Source organism: Thermithiobacillus tepidarius DSM 3134 (assembly GCF_000423825.1).
In the GTDB taxonomy this organism is placed as follows: Bacteria; Pseudomonadota; Gammaproteobacteria; order Acidithiobacillales; family Thermithiobacillaceae; genus Thermithiobacillus; species Thermithiobacillus tepidarius.
Genome location: NZ_AUIS01000004.1, coordinates 84,935 through 99,412, shown reverse-complemented (window position 1 = coordinate 99,412; position 14,478 = coordinate 84,935). Strand labels below are relative to the sequence as shown.

Annotated in this window: 13 protein-coding genes; 6 read left to right on the top strand and 7 right to left on the bottom strand. The window is 65.4% G+C overall.

Going from position 1 to position 14,478, the window contains the following annotated elements:
• Positions 1-23: 23 nt before the first annotated feature.
• Together glf and G579_RS15295 are read right to left on the bottom strand one after the other, a co-directional pair.
• Positions 24-1,136 (bottom strand): UDP-galactopyranose mutase, encoded by a 1,113-nt coding sequence (gene glf, locus G579_RS0102065; RefSeq protein WP_028988863.1) that lies wholly within the window; start codon positions 1,134-1,136, stop codon positions 24-26.
• 65 nt (positions 1,137-1,201) lie between these two features.
• Complete coding sequence (locus G579_RS15295; protein ID WP_051180718.1) at positions 1,202-2,449, bottom strand: glycosyltransferase; 1,248 nt, start codon at positions 2,447-2,449, stop codon at positions 1,202-1,204.
• 357 nt (positions 2,450-2,806) lie between these two features.
• Between G579_RS15295 and G579_RS0102055 the strand changes: the two genes are divergently transcribed.
• From G579_RS0102055 to G579_RS0102035, 5 genes are read left to right on the top strand one after another with little or no spacing between them, the layout of a single operon-like run.
• Positions 2,807-4,570: a glycoside hydrolase family 2 protein gene (locus G579_RS0102055; protein WP_081662537.1), complete on the top strand. Its 1,764-nt coding sequence runs from the start codon at positions 2,807-2,809 to the stop codon at positions 4,568-4,570.
• A gap of 8 nt (positions 4,571-4,578) precedes the next feature.
• The gene (galT, locus tag G579_RS0102050) at positions 4,579-5,661 is read left to right on the top strand and encodes a galactose-1-phosphate uridylyltransferase (RefSeq protein WP_028988861.1); all 1,083 of its coding nucleotides are present in this window, start codon (positions 4,579-4,581) and stop codon (positions 5,659-5,661) included.
• Between the two features lie 9 nt (positions 5,662-5,670).
• Positions 5,671-6,765, top strand: coding sequence for a M24 family metallopeptidase (locus G579_RS0102045; protein ID WP_028988860.1), 1,095 nt, complete (start codon positions 5,671-5,673; stop codon positions 6,763-6,765).
• The gene (gene galK, locus G579_RS0102040) at positions 6,765-7,829 is read left to right on the top strand and encodes a galactokinase (RefSeq protein ID WP_028988859.1); all 1,065 of its coding nucleotides are present in this window, start codon (positions 6,765-6,767) and stop codon (positions 7,827-7,829) included. Before G579_RS0102045 ends, galK begins: the two co-directional genes overlap by 1 nt.
• Positions 7,830-7,860: 31 nt before the next feature.
• Positions 7,861-8,502 (top strand): DedA family protein, encoded by a 642-nt coding sequence (locus G579_RS0102035; RefSeq protein WP_051180717.1) that lies wholly within the window; start codon positions 7,861-7,863, stop codon positions 8,500-8,502.
• A 1-nt stretch (position 8,503) separates the two neighbouring features.
• Here G579_RS0102035 and metE read toward each other — a convergent pair whose 3' ends face one another.
• Entirely contained in the window at positions 8,504-10,864 is a 2,361-nt protein-coding gene (gene metE / locus G579_RS0102030) for a 5-methyltetrahydropteroyltriglutamate--homocysteine S-methyltransferase (RefSeq protein ID WP_028988857.1), read from the bottom strand.
• A gap of 266 nt (positions 10,865-11,130) precedes the next feature.
• On the opposite strand from metE, the gene bfr reads away from it, so the two are divergent.
• Entirely contained in the window at positions 11,131-11,595 is a 465-nt protein-coding gene (gene bfr / locus G579_RS0102025; RefSeq protein ID WP_028988856.1) for a bacterioferritin, read from the top strand.
• A 33-nt stretch (positions 11,596-11,628) separates the two neighbouring features.
• Here the strand turns inward: bfr and G579_RS0102020 are convergent, their stop codons facing one another.
• From G579_RS0102020 to G579_RS15290, 4 genes are all read right to left on the bottom strand, one after another.
• A complete protein-coding gene (locus G579_RS0102020; protein WP_028988855.1) occupies positions 11,629-12,624 on the bottom strand; it encodes a PepSY-associated TM helix domain-containing protein in 996 nt (331 codons plus the stop codon).
• Between the two features lie 3 nt (positions 12,625-12,627).
• Positions 12,628-13,032 (bottom strand): energy transducer TonB, encoded by a 405-nt coding sequence (locus G579_RS19130; protein ID WP_162142954.1) that lies wholly within the window; start codon positions 13,030-13,032, stop codon positions 12,628-12,630.
• A gap of 356 nt (positions 13,033-13,388) precedes the next feature.
• Positions 13,389-13,805, bottom strand: a complete 417-nt coding sequence (locus tag G579_RS0102010) for an ExbD/TolR family protein (protein WP_028988853.1) — start codon at positions 13,803-13,805, stop codon at positions 13,389-13,391.
• 7 nt (positions 13,806-13,812) lie between these two features.
• Complete coding sequence (locus tag G579_RS15290) at positions 13,813-14,469, bottom strand: MotA/TolQ/ExbB proton channel family protein (protein ID WP_038017624.1); 657 nt, start codon at positions 14,467-14,469, stop codon at positions 13,813-13,815.
• Between the last annotated feature and the right edge of the window lie 9 nt (positions 14,470-14,478).

Here is a 14,478-nt window from a genome sequence, read left to right as displayed (position 1 = left end):
TGTCCAGTGCGAGAACAAGGCCTTCAGGCGACTTCCTGCGCCACCCCCAGGATGTTGTCGGCCGCCTTCAGGGCCGCGGCGGCGACCTGATCCATGTTGTAGTAGCGATACTGCGCCAAGCGACCGACGAAGGTCACGTGCGGCTCCTGCAGCGCCAGGGCCTGATAGCGCTTGTATAGGGCTTCGTTCTCGGGCCGCGGAATGGGATAGTACGGATCGCCTTCCGCCTGCGGATACTCGCGGACGATGGAGGTGCCCGCGTGCGCCTGCCCGGTCAGGTGCTTGAACTCGGTGATGCGCGTGTAGGCATGGTCGTTGGGATAGTTCACCGTACCCACCGGCTGGTATTGCGCCAGCGCCGGCAGGTGCTCGTGCTCGAAGTGCAGCGAGCGGTATGGCAGCTTGCCGTAGCAGTAGTCGTAGTAGGCATCGATGGGCCCGGTGTAGACGATGTGCCCGGCCTTGACCTTGTTCCGGATCGCGGCGAAATCGACCCCCAGCTCCGTTCGGATGTTGGGGTGGTCGAGCATGTGCTCGAACATGCGGGTGTAGCCGTGCAGCGGCATCACCTGGAAAGTGTCGGTGAAATAGCGATCGTCCTGATTAGTCCGCACCGGAATGCGGGCGGCGACGCCGGCGCTCAGCTCCGAGGCGTCCAAGCCCCACTGCTTGCGGGTATAGTGCTTGAAGAATTTCTCGTAGAGATCCCGGCCGACCGTGTTCAGCACCACGTCCTCGCTGCTGCGCACCGGCTCGCGGGGCTCGCGCACCCGCTCGAAAAAGGCCTGCACTCCCGCCTCGTCCAGGTTCAGCCCGTAGAGCCGGTTGACCGTGTCGCGGTTGATTGGGATCGGCAGCAACTGTCCTTCCACCTGGGCGAGCACGCGATGCTCGTAAGGCCGCCACTCGGTGAATTGCGACAGGTAGTCCACGATGCGCTGGGCATTGGTGTGGAAGATGTGCGGTCCGTAGCGGTGCACCAGCACCCCGTGCGCGTCGTGCTCATCGTACGCATTGCCCGCCACGTGCGGGCGCTTGTCGATGATCAGCACCTGACGGCCGGCGCTGGCGAGCCGCTCGGCGACGATGCTGCCGGCAAAGCCCGCGCCGACCACCAGAAAATCTATCTTGATCATATGGACCTCTCAGCAATTGTGGGCGTTCCCGGGGCGCAAGCGCTACGCCCCGGCTCGCGCGACTCCTAGACCGCGCCGGCGACCGCCGGCGATTGGCCGCCCAGCACGGCGTTGCACATGATCTGCTCCATCTCGGCCACGATCGCCGTCCAGGTGGAGGCCGCGGCGCGCGCCACGCCCTGGGCCAGCAACTCGGGCTCGGCGGCCAGCGCCTCGGTCACCGTCTGCACGAATTGCTCGTGGCTGTGCGCTACCCGCACGATGGGGGTGAAATTGCGGATCACGTCGGCCACCGCGGTGGAGACGATCGGCTTGGCGGCGGCCATGTACTCCAGCGTTTTCGTGGGATTGATGTACTCGGTGGCTTCGTTCAGGGCGAAGGGCATCAGGCAAACGTCGAAGGCCTTCACGTAGGCCGGCAGTTCGCTGAAATCCTTTTGCCCCAGCCAGTGGATATTGTCCGCGCGGGGCAATTCGGCGGGATCGACCTTGACCACCGGCCCGACCATCACGAGCGACCAGTCGCTCCGCGCCGCGGCCAGCTTGCGCAGCAGCTCGTAGTCCAGGCGTTCGTCGATGACGCCGTAAAAGCCCAGGACGGGCCCCGGGACCGCCGCGACATCGGCGGGCACTTTGGTTGCCGGCGACTGCGCCTTCTGGAAGTGCGCCACATCCACGCCGCAGCCGAAAAAATGCACATTGTCATGCTTGCAGGCTTTGGCCTCGTACAGCTTGTAGCCGCCCGTGAACACCACGTCGGCGGCCTCCATCAGTTGGATTTCGCGCTCGATGAGCTCAGCGGGCGCAAAGCGGAATTTGGACAATTCATCCATGCAGTCGTAGACCACGCCGATCTCGCCGAACTGGCCGAGCATCACCGGCGCCGGCATCGGCGTGTAGAACCACTGCACCGGCTGCTGGAAGCGCCGCGTCAGGTGCTCGCTGGAGCGCAGGAAATCCTGCAGCAGATCACGCACCCGGGTCTGGGCGGCATCGCGCGCGTCCCGCAGCGCGGCAGTCAACCGGGGTATGACTCTGAGCACGTTGGCGTGCACGGCCGCGACTTCCAGTTGACCCTGCGCGGCCTCCTCCGTGAATACCGGCTCCTCGACGAAGAGCACCGGATAGCGTTCCGCAAGGCGGGACAGGATCTGCTGCGGCCGCTGCCACACGAAATCCCAGCGCAGATGGCTGTGAACGATGAGGGACAGCTCCGAATGGGCGGTCGAACCATGCTTGATGAGCCTCTGCTGCGGCGCTAGCCGCTGTTGCGGCTCGGCACTGCTGAAGTTGTCGGGTCGGGATTTTTCCATAGATAGTCCTTTTGGGCTTTTTCACCATTTTTCCAAAACAGGTAGCGAAACCGCCATAATTTCAAAATACCCATCGACTCGGGTCACATCCAGCCCACCCCAGTTGTATCCCAAGCGCAACATCTTTCGACTCAGGACCGCATCTTGCTCTTGATCTAAACAAAAAATTATTTTATTCCGACAAAAATCGCACGATCCCCCAGAATCAGACACTATATAGATAGAAAACAGGCACTAGAATAGCCCCTTAGTCCTAGATTATGTGGTTCAATTCAGGCGCTCAGACTTTCGGCCATCACACCGCCCGCCACTTCTGTGCTCGAATCCTTCTTTACCGTCGCCATCACCGAGGGCTGCATGGATCAGACGCTACACCCACGCCCGCAACTGCAACGCGCCACCTGGCAATCGCTGGACGGCCAGTGGCGCTTCACCTTCGATGACCAGGGACGCCATGAGCTGCCCGGCGACATCCGGGACTGGCCCTTGCGCATCCAGGTGCCCTTCGCGCCCGAGAGCGAGCGCAGCGGCATCGGCGATACCGGCTTCCACCCGGTATGCTGGTATGAGCGCGAATTCGAAGCGCCGCCCGGCGAAGGCCGCGTCCTGCTCCACTTCGGCGCGGTGGACTATCAGGCCCGCGTCTGGGTGAACGACCAGCTGGTGGTGGAACACGAGGGCGGACACACGCCATTCACGGCGGACATCACGCGGGCGCTGCGTCCCGACGGACCGCAACGGGTCACGGTGCAGGCCCTCGACGACCCGCACGACCTGGCCAAGCCGCGCGGCAAGCAGGATTGGATGCTGGAACCCCACAGCATCTGGTATCCGCGCACCTCGGGCATCTGGCAGACGGTGTGGCTGGAGCGCGTCCCCGAGACCTATCTCGAACGGCTGCGCTGGACGCCCGATCTGGTGGATTGGGAAATCACCATGGAAGCCTACATCGCCGGCGACCTCAGCCATCAGATGCGCATCGGCGTCCGGCTGAGCCACGGCGAACAGATCCTGGCCGACGACAACTACGCGGTCATCTACGGCGAAGTGGTGCGGCGCATCGTCCTGGCCGATCCCGGCATCGACGATTACCGCAACGAGCTGCTGTGGAGCCCGGAATCACCCAAGCTCATCCAGGCCGAAGTCACCCTCTGGGACGGCGACCGGCTGGTCGACCGGGTGCAGTCCTATACCGCCCTGCGCGCGGTGTACGTCCAGCGCGACCGCTTCATGCTGAACGGCCGCCCCTACTATCTGCGCTTGGTGCTGGATCAGGGCTACTGGCCGGACACGCTCATGACTCCGCCCTCGGACGAAGCCCTGCGCCGCGACATCGAACTGGTCAAGGCCATGGGCTTCAACGGCGTGCGCAAGCACCAGAAGATCGAGGATCCGCGCTTCCTCTACTGGGCCGACACCCTGGGCCTGGTGGTCTGGGAGGAAATGCCGAGCGCCTATCGCTTCACCAGCCGGGCGGTGCAGCGCCTCATGCGCGAATGGAAGGAAGTGATCGACCGCGACTACAGCCATCCCTGCATCGTGGTGTGGGTGCCCTTCAATGAGTCCTGGGGCGTGCCGGATCTGCCGCAGACCGCCGAACATCGCGATGCGGTGCAGGCCTTCTATCACCTGACCAAGACCCTCGACCCCACGCGCCCGGTCATCGGCAACGACGGCTGGGAAAGCACGGCTACCGACATCATCGGCATTCACGACTATGACCGGGACCCGTCCAACTTCCATGAGCGCTACGGTCCCAAGATCAAGCCCGAGGAACTCTTCGACCGCCGGCGCCCGGGCGGGCGCATCCTCACCCTGGACGGCTACCCGCACCGCGGCCAGCCCATCATGCTCACCGAATTCGGCGGCATCGCCCTGTCGCGAACCGAGACCCCTGAGGCGGAAGGCATCTGGGGCTACAGCAGCACCAGCAGCGTCCAGGATTTCGAGCGCCGCTACACGGCCTACCTGGAGACCGTGCGCGACATCGGCATGTTCAGCGGATTTTGCTACACCCAGTTCACCGACACCTTCCAGGAGGCCAACGGCCTACTCTACGCCGACCGCACGCCGAAGATCCCCATTGCAGCGATCCGCAAGGCCACCTGCGGATCCGACTGAGGAAACCCATGTATTCGCTGACCCTGCAGAAGCCGGATGGCCGGCAACTCATCCTCTACAGCCGCCGCCCCATTGACCCGACCCTGTCGGCTCCGGCCCCCGGCGAGACCATCCGGGCCAACCCGCACCTGCGCTGGCATCCCCTGCGCGGCGAGTGGGTGACCTACGCCAGCTACCGGCAGGGGCGCACTTTCATGCCGCCCCCCGAGTACAACCCCCTGGCCATCACCACCGACCCGCAAAACCCCACGGAACTGCCCGCCGGCGACTACGACGTCGCCGTCTTCGACAACCGCTTCCCGTCGCTCACCCCTCTCGCCCACGATGCCCCGCCGTCCATCGTCGACACCCTGCCGGCCACCGGCAAATGCGAGGTGGTGGTTTTCACCCAGGACCCCAATACCTCCCTGGCTGCCCTGCCGCTGGCCCACATCGACTTGCTGATCCAGGTCTGGGCGGAACGCACCCGGGCCCTGGGCGCGCAGCCGGACATCCAGTACGTGCTGCCCTTCGAGAACAAGGGCGTGGAAGTCGGCGTCACCCTGCACCACCCCCATGGCCAGATTTACGCCTACCCCTTCGTGCCGCCGGTACCGGCGCGCATGAATGCCCAGGAGCGCCAATACCACGAGCGCCACGGCCGCTCCCTACTCCAGGACCTCATCGACGCGGAGATCGGGAGCGGCGAGCGCGTGCTCTACCTGGGCGAGCACGCGCTCGCCTGGCTGCCCGCCTGGGCCCGCTACCCCTACGAAGTCTGGGTCGCGCCGCGCCGCGCCGTGCCCTACCTCTACGAACTGCCGCCCGCGGCGCGGCAGGACTTGGCGCGCGCCCTGAAAACCGTGCTGCTCAAGTATGACGGCCTGTGGCAGCGCTCCCTCCCCTATCTCATGGCCTGGTTCCAGGCGCCGACCGACGGACAGGCGCACCCGGAAGCGCATCTGCACGCCGAGTTCTATCCGCCCTATCGCACCCGCGACCGGCTCAAATTCCTGGCCGGCACCGAACTCGCCGCCGGCATGTTCGCCAGCGACGCCCTGCCCGAGGACAAGGCCCGGGAGCTGCAGGCGGTGGAGGTCTCCATCGATTGAGGTGATGCCGTGCAAAATCGCAGCGACGAAGTCAACGCCAAGCTGGCTACCCTCCGCGCCGGCCTGATGGAAGCGGACGCCGGGGGCGTGCGCCTGCGGGGCACCGACTGGTTCACCTGGATCACGGCCGGTGCTTCGCCCACGGTGCTGCTCACCGCGGAAACCGGCGTCGCCGAAATCCTGGTCACCTTGGAGAGTGCCTGGGTGCTGACCGATGAAATCGAGGCAAGGCGACTGGAAGAGGAGGAGCTGCCGTCCAACTTCGACCTGCTGGTCACCCCCTGGGCGCAGCCGCAGGAGCGCGAGGCCCGGGTCCGCGACATGACCGACGGCGCCATCGTGCTCAGCGACCGTCCGCAGGCCGGGGAAGCGCCCCTGCCCCACGGCTGGCGCCGCCAGCGCCGCATCCTGCTCGACAGCGAGATCGAACGCTACCGCTTGGTCGGGCGGCTCGCCGGCGAAGCCATGACCGAGGTCCTGTCCCGGGCCGAGCCGGGCTGGAAGGAATACCAACTGGCCGGCGCCGGCGCCGAGGCCCTGTGGGCGCGCGGGCTGGAACCGGCGCTGACCCTGGCGGCCGGCGCCAACCGGCTGCCCCGCTACCGCCATCCCACCCCCACCCGGGAACGGCTCGGCAACCAGGCCATGCTGGTGTTCTGCGCCCGTAAGTTCGGGCTTTTCGCCAATCTCACCCGCTTCGTCAGCTTTGGACCCCTGAGCGACGCGGCCGCCGAACGGCACCGCCATGTCCGCGAGATCGAGGCCGCCGCCCTGCAGGCTTGCAACCCCGGCAAGCGCCTGGACGAGATCTACCGCACCCTCGACCATGCCTACCAGACTCACGGCTACCCCGACGCCATCCGCGAGCATCATCAGGGCGGCCTGACCGGTTATCTTTCCCGGGAGGTGATCGCCACCCCGGACACCACCGACCCGCTCACCGAGGGCATGGCGGTGGCCTGGAACCCGAGCGTGCCGGGCGCCAAGATCGAGGACACCATCCTCATCACGCCCGACGGCGAGCTCGAGAATCTCACCTACGACCCCGCCTGGCCCCACACCACCACCCAGGGCCGGCCACGGCCCCTGCCGCTGGAGCGCTGATGAAGTCTTTCGAGGAAATCTTCGGCATCCCGCCCGAGGCCCGGGCCGACGCCCCAGGCCGCGTCAACCTGCTGGGCGAGCACACCGACTACAACGACGGCTTCGTCCTGCCGACCGCCATCCCGCAGCGCACCCACGTGCAGGCGTCGCGCAGCCCGGACAACCGCCACCATTTTTACGCCGCCCGCCTGGACGAGCTCATCGGCGCGGCGCCGGACGGCCCCGCCCCCCAGGGCTTCGCCAGCTATGTCTTCGGCTGCATCCGCCTCCTGCAGGCGCGCGGCCACCCGCTCGGCCCGGTCCTGCTGCACATCGACTCGCAGGTGCCCATGGGCGCCGGCCTGTCCAGCAGCGCGGCCCTGGAAGTGGCCACCCTGCGCGCCCTGCGCGCGCTCTTCGCGCTCAGCCTGGACGATGTGATCATCGCCCAAGTCGCCCAGCAGGCCGAGATCGAATACGCCCACGTGCGCTGCGGCATCATGGACCAGATGGCCGCCAGCCTGGCCGACACCGAGCACATGCTGTTTCTCGACACCCGCACGCTGGAACGCCGGGTGCTGCCCCTGCCCGACCAGGCCGAGATCGTGGTCATCGACAGCGGCGTGCCGCGCACCCTGGCCGGCAGCATGTACAACCAGCGCCGCGCCGAATGCGAGGAGGCCGCGCGGCGCCTGGGGGTGGCCGCCCTGCGCGACGTCGGCGATCCAGCGCAGGCGGAACGGCTGCCCGAACCGCTGCGCCGCCGCGCCCGCCATGTCATCTCGGAGAACCGGCGCGTGCTCGAGGCCGCCGGCGGCGTGTCCGCCGCGCGCTTCGGCGAGCTCATGAACGCCTCCCACGCCAGCCTGCGCGACGATTACGAAGTCTCCGTCGTCGCCCTGGACACCCTGGTGGCGCTGCTGCAGCAGGACCCCGCCACCTACGGCGCCCGCCTGACCGGCGCCGGCTTCGGCGGCGCCTGCGTGGCGCTGGTGAAACGGGGGGAGGGAAAAGGCGTGGCGGAACGGATCCTGGCCCAATACAACCGGCAGCATGGCGGCCGCGTTCTGGTGCCGACGGCCTAGCCGCGGCGTTACCGGCCGGCGGCGCCCCGGCGTGCTCGACATCATCCTGCCGCAAGCGGCGCGCGGAGTAGACCTCATGCACGAGCTTTTGGCAGCCTTGGGCGTGGACAACGCCACCCTGGCCAGCCTCGGCGCTTTTCTCCAACGCTACGGCTACTGGATGCTCTTCGTCGGCGTGCTCATGGAAGGGGAAACCATTCTGATGCTGGCCGGGGCCATGGCCCACGCCGGGCACCTGCACCTGACCGGCGTGATTCTCACCGGCTGGGCTGCCAGCACCCTGGCGGAACAGGGCCTGTTCCTGGCCGGACAGCGCTACGGCCCGAGACTGCTGGCGCGCCACCCGCGCCTGTCTCTGCATGCGCCCCGGGCGGAGGCCTTCATCGCCCGTTACGGCGATTTCGCCGCCGTATTCTTTCGTTTCCTTTACGGCGTGCGCACGGTGTCCTTGTTGCTGCTGGCCAGCCACGGCTACCCCCGCGTGCGCTTCGCCGTCATCAACATCCCTGCCGCCCTGCTCTGGAGCGCCGGCATCGCGGGCCTGGGCTACGCCTTCAGCGCCAGCCTCGCCTTCCTGCTCGCGCGCATGAAGCATGCCGAAATCCTGCTGCTGATGCTGCTGCTCGCTTCCGTGCTGGGCTGGCTGGGATACCGGGCACGCAAGCGCGGTTAGCTCAGCCACGGCGTGTGGATGCGCGCAGCGCCCGGGCCGCGTCCACCATGTTCCGCAGCGCCGGTTCGACCTCTTCCCACTTGCGCGTCTTCAAACCGCAATCCGGATTGACCCACAGCCGTTCCGGCGGCACCACCCGGCTCGCCTTCTCCAGCAACGCGATCATCTCCTCCGTAGCGGGAACGCGGGGTGAATGGATATCGTAGACACCCGGCCCGATCTCGTTGGGATAGTCGAACTGGCCGAAGGCGTCCAGCAGTTCCATCTGCGAGCGGGACGTCTCGATGGTGATGACATCCGCATCCATGGCCGCAATGGCCGGCAGGATGTCGTTGAATTCGCTGTAGCACATATGGGTATGGATCTGCGTGGCATCATCCACCCCGCTGGCCGCGATGCGAAACGACCGGCTGGCCCAGGCCAGGTAGTCTTCCCAGTCCTTTTTCCGCAAAGGCAGTCCCTCGCGATAGGCGGGCTCGTCGATCTGAATGATGCCGATGCCAGCCCTTTCCAGATCCCGCACCTCGTCCCGGATGGCGAGAGCGATCTGCAGCGCCGTCTCGGCACGCGGCTGATCGTCGCGGACGAATGACCACTGCAGGATGGTCACAGGCCCCGTGAGCATTCCCTTCATGGGCCGCTCGGTGAGGGATTGCGCGTAGCGCGTCCAGGAAACGGTCATGGGCCGCGGTCGGGACACATCGCCGAAAATGATCGGGGGCTTCACGCAGCGGGAACCATAGCTCTGCACCCAAGCATGCCGGGTGAAGCTGAAGCCTTCCAGTTGCTCACCGAAATACTCTACCATGTCGTTGCGTTCGGCCTCGCCATGCACGAGCACATCCAGGCCCAAGGCTTCCTGGCGTCGCACCGCGTACTCGATCTCGCCCTGCATGGCCTGCTCGTATGCCGCTGCCTCGATCATGCCTTTCCTGAACTGCAGGCGTGCGCGCCGGATGGCGTCGGTCTGCGGAAAACTGCCGATGGTGGTGGTGGGAAATAATGGCAGTCCGAACCGTTCCCGTTGGGCTGCTTGGCGTTGGGGGAAAGCGCTGCGGCGTTGATCGTCGCCAGGCGTGAGCGCTGCCACCCGGGCGCTGACCGCCGGATTGTGGATGCGCGTGGAGTTCCGCCGGCCTTGCCGAGCAGCGCGGGCGGCGGCCAACGGCTCGGCCACGGACTCCCGCCCATGGTCGAGGGCGGTGCCGAGAATTTTTACCTCGTCCAATTTCTGCACGGCAAAGGCAAGCCAGGATTTGAGTTCAGGGTCCAGCCCGCTTTCTTCCTCCAAATCCATGGGGACGTGCAGCAGGCTGCAAGAGGGCGCAATCCAGAGCCGCTCGCCCAGCACGGCCCTGACCGCTTCGAGCGTGCTCAAGGCTGCGTCCAGATCGGCGCGCCAGACATTGCGGCCATCCACGACGCCCAGTGACAGCACCTTGTCCGCCGGGTAGTCGGCCAAGAAAGCCTCCAACTGCCCCGACGCCCGCACGAGATCCAGGTGCAGGCCGGCCACGGGCAGCCTCTTCAATTGCCCGGCGATCTCCGCCACCGAGCCGAAATAGGTTGTCAGCAGGATCCTTGGAGCGTCCGCCGTCGCCAGTGCCGCATAGATCCTGTCCAGAGCCCCTAGCCATTCCGCGGGCAGATCCAGCACCAAGGCCGGCTCGTCCATCTGCACCCAGTTCACCCCCTGCGCCTTCAGCCTGGCCAGGATCTCCGCGTAGACGGGCAGCAAGCGGTCCAGCAGGGAGAGCCGGTCAAACCCGGCAGCGTGCACGCGGGGAGCGGCATGACTGTGCCCGCAGCCTGCCACAGCGGGCGGATGATTTTCAGCCCGCTCCGCCTGTGCCGCCCTTTCCTTGCCCAGCCACAGGTAAGTCAGCGGGCCGATCAGCACCGGCTTGGGTTGTACCCCCAGAGCTTGGGCCTCCGCCACCGCTTCGAACAGAGCGGTGCTGGATAGTTGGAAGCGGGTCTCCGCTGTGAATTCCGGCACCAGATAGTGATAGTTGGTGTCGAACCACTTCGTCATTTCCAGGGCGGGCTGCGCTGCGTCGCCTCGGGCCATGGCAAAATACGTGGCGAAGTCCACTGTACCGTAAGCAAAGCCGTAGCGGGCTGGAATCGCCCCGAGCAGGGCGCTCATGTCCAGCATCTGGTCGTAGTAGGAGAAATCTCCGACGGGAATCAGATCCAGACCGGCTGCTTGCTGGATCTGCCAGTGTTTGGCCCGCAACGCGCGTCCGGTTTCCCGCAACGTGCTTTCGTCGATCTCCCCTTTCCAGAAACTCTCCAACGCTTTCTTCAGCTCCCGGCGTTGGCCGATACGGGGGAATCCCAGGTTGTGAGTCAGGGTCATGCCGATCTCCTTAGAACATGGATACAGATATAGACATAGCTTCAAGTCCCAGCAATGATTAATCAAATTCAAATTTTTCAAACAATAAATGAACAAAATTAATGTTTGTCGCGGCTCATCCGGGAACACGGATTGCAACACACAGACATCCAGTTCGTTGGACTCCATAAGGCAATCTGCGAATGGCTTGTGCCAGCCATAGGCCGACCATGCCCATCGTGCTATGCTATTGGCTGGAAGAAAAACAATTGCCACGGGGGTATACCATGCAAGGCGACAAGCAGGTCATCGATTATCTCAACCGGGCGCTTACCTACGAACTCACTGCCATCAACCAGTACTTCATGCATGCGAAAATGCAGGAAAACTGGGGCTTCAAGAAATTGGCGGAGATCGTACGCAAGGAGAGCATCGAAGAGATGCGCCACGCGGAGCGGCTGATGGATCGCATTCTCTTCCTGGAAGGCATCCCCAACCTGCAGGACCTGCACAAGATCAACGTCGGTGAAAACGTGGAAGAGCAACTCCGCCTCGACCTGCAGCTGGAGCTGAGCGACCGTCCTCTGCTGCTGGAGGCGCTCCAGTACTGCCGCACTCAGGGTGACGAGGTCAGCAAGGATCTCTTGCAGGGCCTGCTCAAGGATACCGAGGAACACATCGACTGGTTGGAAATCCAATTGGAACTCGTCCAAAAGGTGGGCATACAAAATTATCTGCAATCCCAAATGTGATTTTCTTCTCCCATGGGCCGCAAGGCCCATTTTTCATTTCCGCGGGATACGGCGCCAGAACGCCAAGCCGCTCACGCCCGACGCCAGCAGCCCAAGCCCCAGGATGGCAATGAGCCTGGGCCCGTTCTCTCCGAAAACGCGGCCGCTGTGCAAGGGGTATAAGAGGCTGGTCCAGTGCGAAAACGGTGTGTCCACCTTGAGCACCTGGCCGCTGGCCGCGGACACGAAGACGCGGCCGCCGTCCCGAAAGCGAAACTGCCACAGCGCGCCGCCCGCTTTGGGGAAATAAATGCGCTCCACGGGTGCGGCAGGATAGGCCCGCTCGGCCCGCGCGACGATATGCGCCAGCGGCAACAGGGATGACTGCTCGACTGCTTCCGCCCGCGGCGGGGGATTGAAAGCCTTGCCCAGCGGCCCGGCGAAATTCAACAGCGCGCCGGCAAGCGCAAGCAGCACCAGCAGTCCCCCCAGCCATAGGCCGAGCCAGCGGTGCAAACCGAGCAGCCTTGCGCGCGGGCTGCCCGCCTTCCACGGCCTCGCCACATGCCGCTTCGGCCACCACAGCCACAGTCCCGCCAGCCACAGCAACAGAATCAGGACGCCGGTGGCGCTGGCCATGATCTGGCCGGCCAGTCCCAGCGGCTGGCCCCGGTGGAGGTGGTACAGGAACTGGAGCCAGTCCTCCTCGGCCGGATCCTGCTCAGCCAGCGTCTTTCCCGAGAGCGGATCGAGAAAGGCCAGCACGGGCTTGTCTTCACCCACGAGCTTGGCCCGTGCCGCACGTCCGGGATCTGTGGGCAGGTACAGAACCTCCAGCGAGAGGTGCGGGTACGCCGCCCGTACCCGCTCAGCCAAGGCAGCCGGCGGGAGCGGTCTGCTCGCCGCTGTTTCCAGGCCATAGGGTGGCCCGGCATACCGTAGCGGGTCGTAAAAACCCAGGACGATGCCCGTCAGGGCAATGACGAACAAAGGCAGGCTCAACACCGTGCCGGCATAGACATGAATTTTGAAGAGGACGCGCTTGGGCATTTTTCAGGACGCAAGTTCGAAGCGCACGGGCACCTCGACCCAAGACTCCACCGGCTCGCCGTTTTGCTTGGCGGGGATGAAGCGCCAGCCCTCCACCGCCTGCCGGGCGGCCTGATCCAGCACCTCGTGCCCCGAGCCTTTCAGCAGCTGCACCTCCCGCGCCACGCCGCTGGCGGACACCCGCACTTTCAAGAGGACGGTCCCGGCCCAGCCCCGACGGCGCGCCAGCGCCGGATAGGCGGGCGGCGGATTGCTCAGATAATCGGGCCTGGCCGCGACGAGGGTATTGCCTGCGGGACGCTGGGGTGCAGCGGGCGCAGGCGCCGCATGGCGTACCTCCCTGGGTGCTGTTTCGGCTGGCGAAGCCTCCGTCCGCGCCTGCGGCGGAGTCGCCGGCACTGGCTGCATTGCCGCTGGCGCCGATGGGGGCGGTGCTTCACTGGCTGGCATCGGAGGCTGCGGCTCCGCCTGTGGCGTTGGCGCGCGCGCACTGGCCTGCGTTCCCGGAGCCGGAGATGCAGGTGCCGCTTTCGGGGGTGGTGTGCTGGCTTGCGGTTCCGGCGCGGGCGTGCTTGGCTGCGTTTCGGATCGGACCGCCATCGGCGGCACCACGAGCTCCACCTCAATGGGGTCCTGGGGCCGCACCTGCAGCCGCGGCGGGGGTTCGGGAAAAATCAGGACCAAGGCAAGCTGCAGCCCGACAGCGGCCGCCGCGGCCACCCCCAGCCCCACCCAGGATGACTGTCGTGCTTCGCGCCAGTCCCTCATGGCCCGACCTGCACCGGCTTGGTTTCGAAGGCGATCTTATTGATCCCCGTGCGGCGAGCCAGATCGAGCACGGCGATGACCTCGCCATGCGGCACGCGCCGGTCGGCATTGATATAGACCCGCGGCTCCTTCTCACGGCCCAGCAGAGCGGCCAGCTCCCGGCGCAGCTCCTGCTCGGATACCAGCCGCTTGTTGGCGTAGAGCTTGCCGTCCGCAGTCAGGCTGATGGCGAAGTAATCGTGGCGATCCGGCTGGCTGGCCGCGGCCTGGGGCACATCCACCCGGATGCCCCGGTGCTGCACCATGCTCAGTGACACGAAGATGAAGGACGCCAGCAGGAAGAACATGACGTCGATGAGCGGAATCAGCTCGATGCGCGGCTTTTTCGGCGGATAGGGCGTGGATAGCTTCATCGGCGCCTCAGGCGGAAATGGAGCGAGCGGACGAGGCATGCTGCTGGGCTTGGCGCCCTTGGTACAGGACCTCGACATGGGTGGCGTAGGTTTCGAGCAGGTGCTGGGCTCTATGCAGACGCGTGGTGAAGAAATTCAGCGGGATGAGGCTGAAGATGGCGATGGCCAGGCCAAAGCCGGTGGCGATCAGCGCCTCGGCAATGCCGCCGGTCACCGCCTTCGGCTCGGCCAACTGGGCATCCCCCATCATCTGGAAGCTGTGCATGATGCCGAAGATGGTGCCGAGCAAGCCCAACAGCGGTGCCAGGGTGACGATGGTGTCCAATACCGGCAGGAAGCGTCCCATGCGCGCAAGCTCCGCGCCGGCGGCCGTCTGCAGGGCACCCTGCAGGGAACCGTGGTGATGGTTCAGACCATGACGCAGGGCACGGGCGATGAAATCCTCCGAACCCTCCAACGCCTTGGCGGCGGCCTGCACTTGGCCATTCTCCAGAAGGGCCAAAGCCTCCTCCACCCGTTGCGGCTCACGCTGGCGCAGGGTCGTCCACCAAAACCAGCCACGCTCGAGAATCACCATGAGCGCCAGAGTGGAAGTCAGCAGCAGGGGCCACATGATGGCCCCTCCCTTGATGAACAGATTGACAAGCAGATAGCTGGATTCCATAGAGAGTTC

Coding starts and splice junctions, on each gene's coding strand:
- glf (WP_028988863.1), bottom strand. CDS start 1,136: ATGATCAAGATAGATTTTCTGGTGGTCGGCGCGGGCTTTGCCGGCAGC.
- G579_RS15295 (WP_051180718.1), bottom strand. CDS start 2,449: ATGGAAAAATCCCGACCCGACAACTTCAGCAGTGCCGAGCCGCAACAG.
- G579_RS0102055 (WP_081662537.1), top strand. CDS start 2,807: ATGGATCAGACGCTACACCCACGCCCGCAACTGCAACGCGCCACCTGG.
- galT (WP_028988861.1), top strand. CDS start 4,579: ATGTATTCGCTGACCCTGCAGAAGCCGGATGGCCGGCAACTCATCCTC.
- galK (WP_028988859.1), top strand. CDS start 6,765: ATGAAGTCTTTCGAGGAAATCTTCGGCATCCCGCCCGAGGCCCGGGCC.
- metE (WP_028988857.1), bottom strand. CDS start 10,864: ATGACCCTGACTCACAACCTGGGATTCCCCCGTATCGGCCAACGCCGG.
- bfr (WP_028988856.1), top strand. CDS start 11,131: ATGCAAGGCGACAAGCAGGTCATCGATTATCTCAACCGGGCGCTTACC.
- G579_RS0102020 (WP_028988855.1), bottom strand. CDS start 12,624: ATGCCCAAGCGCGTCCTCTTCAAAATTCATGTCTATGCCGGCACGGTG.
- G579_RS19130 (WP_162142954.1), bottom strand. CDS start 13,032: ATGCAGCCAGTGCCGGCGACTCCGCCGCAGGCGCGGACGGAGGCTTCG.
- G579_RS0102010 (WP_028988853.1), bottom strand. CDS start 13,805: ATGAAGCTATCCACGCCCTATCCGCCGAAAAAGCCGCGCATCGAGCTG.
- G579_RS15290 (WP_038017624.1), bottom strand. CDS start 14,469: ATGGAATCCAGCTATCTGCTTGTCAATCTGTTCATCAAGGGAGGGGCC.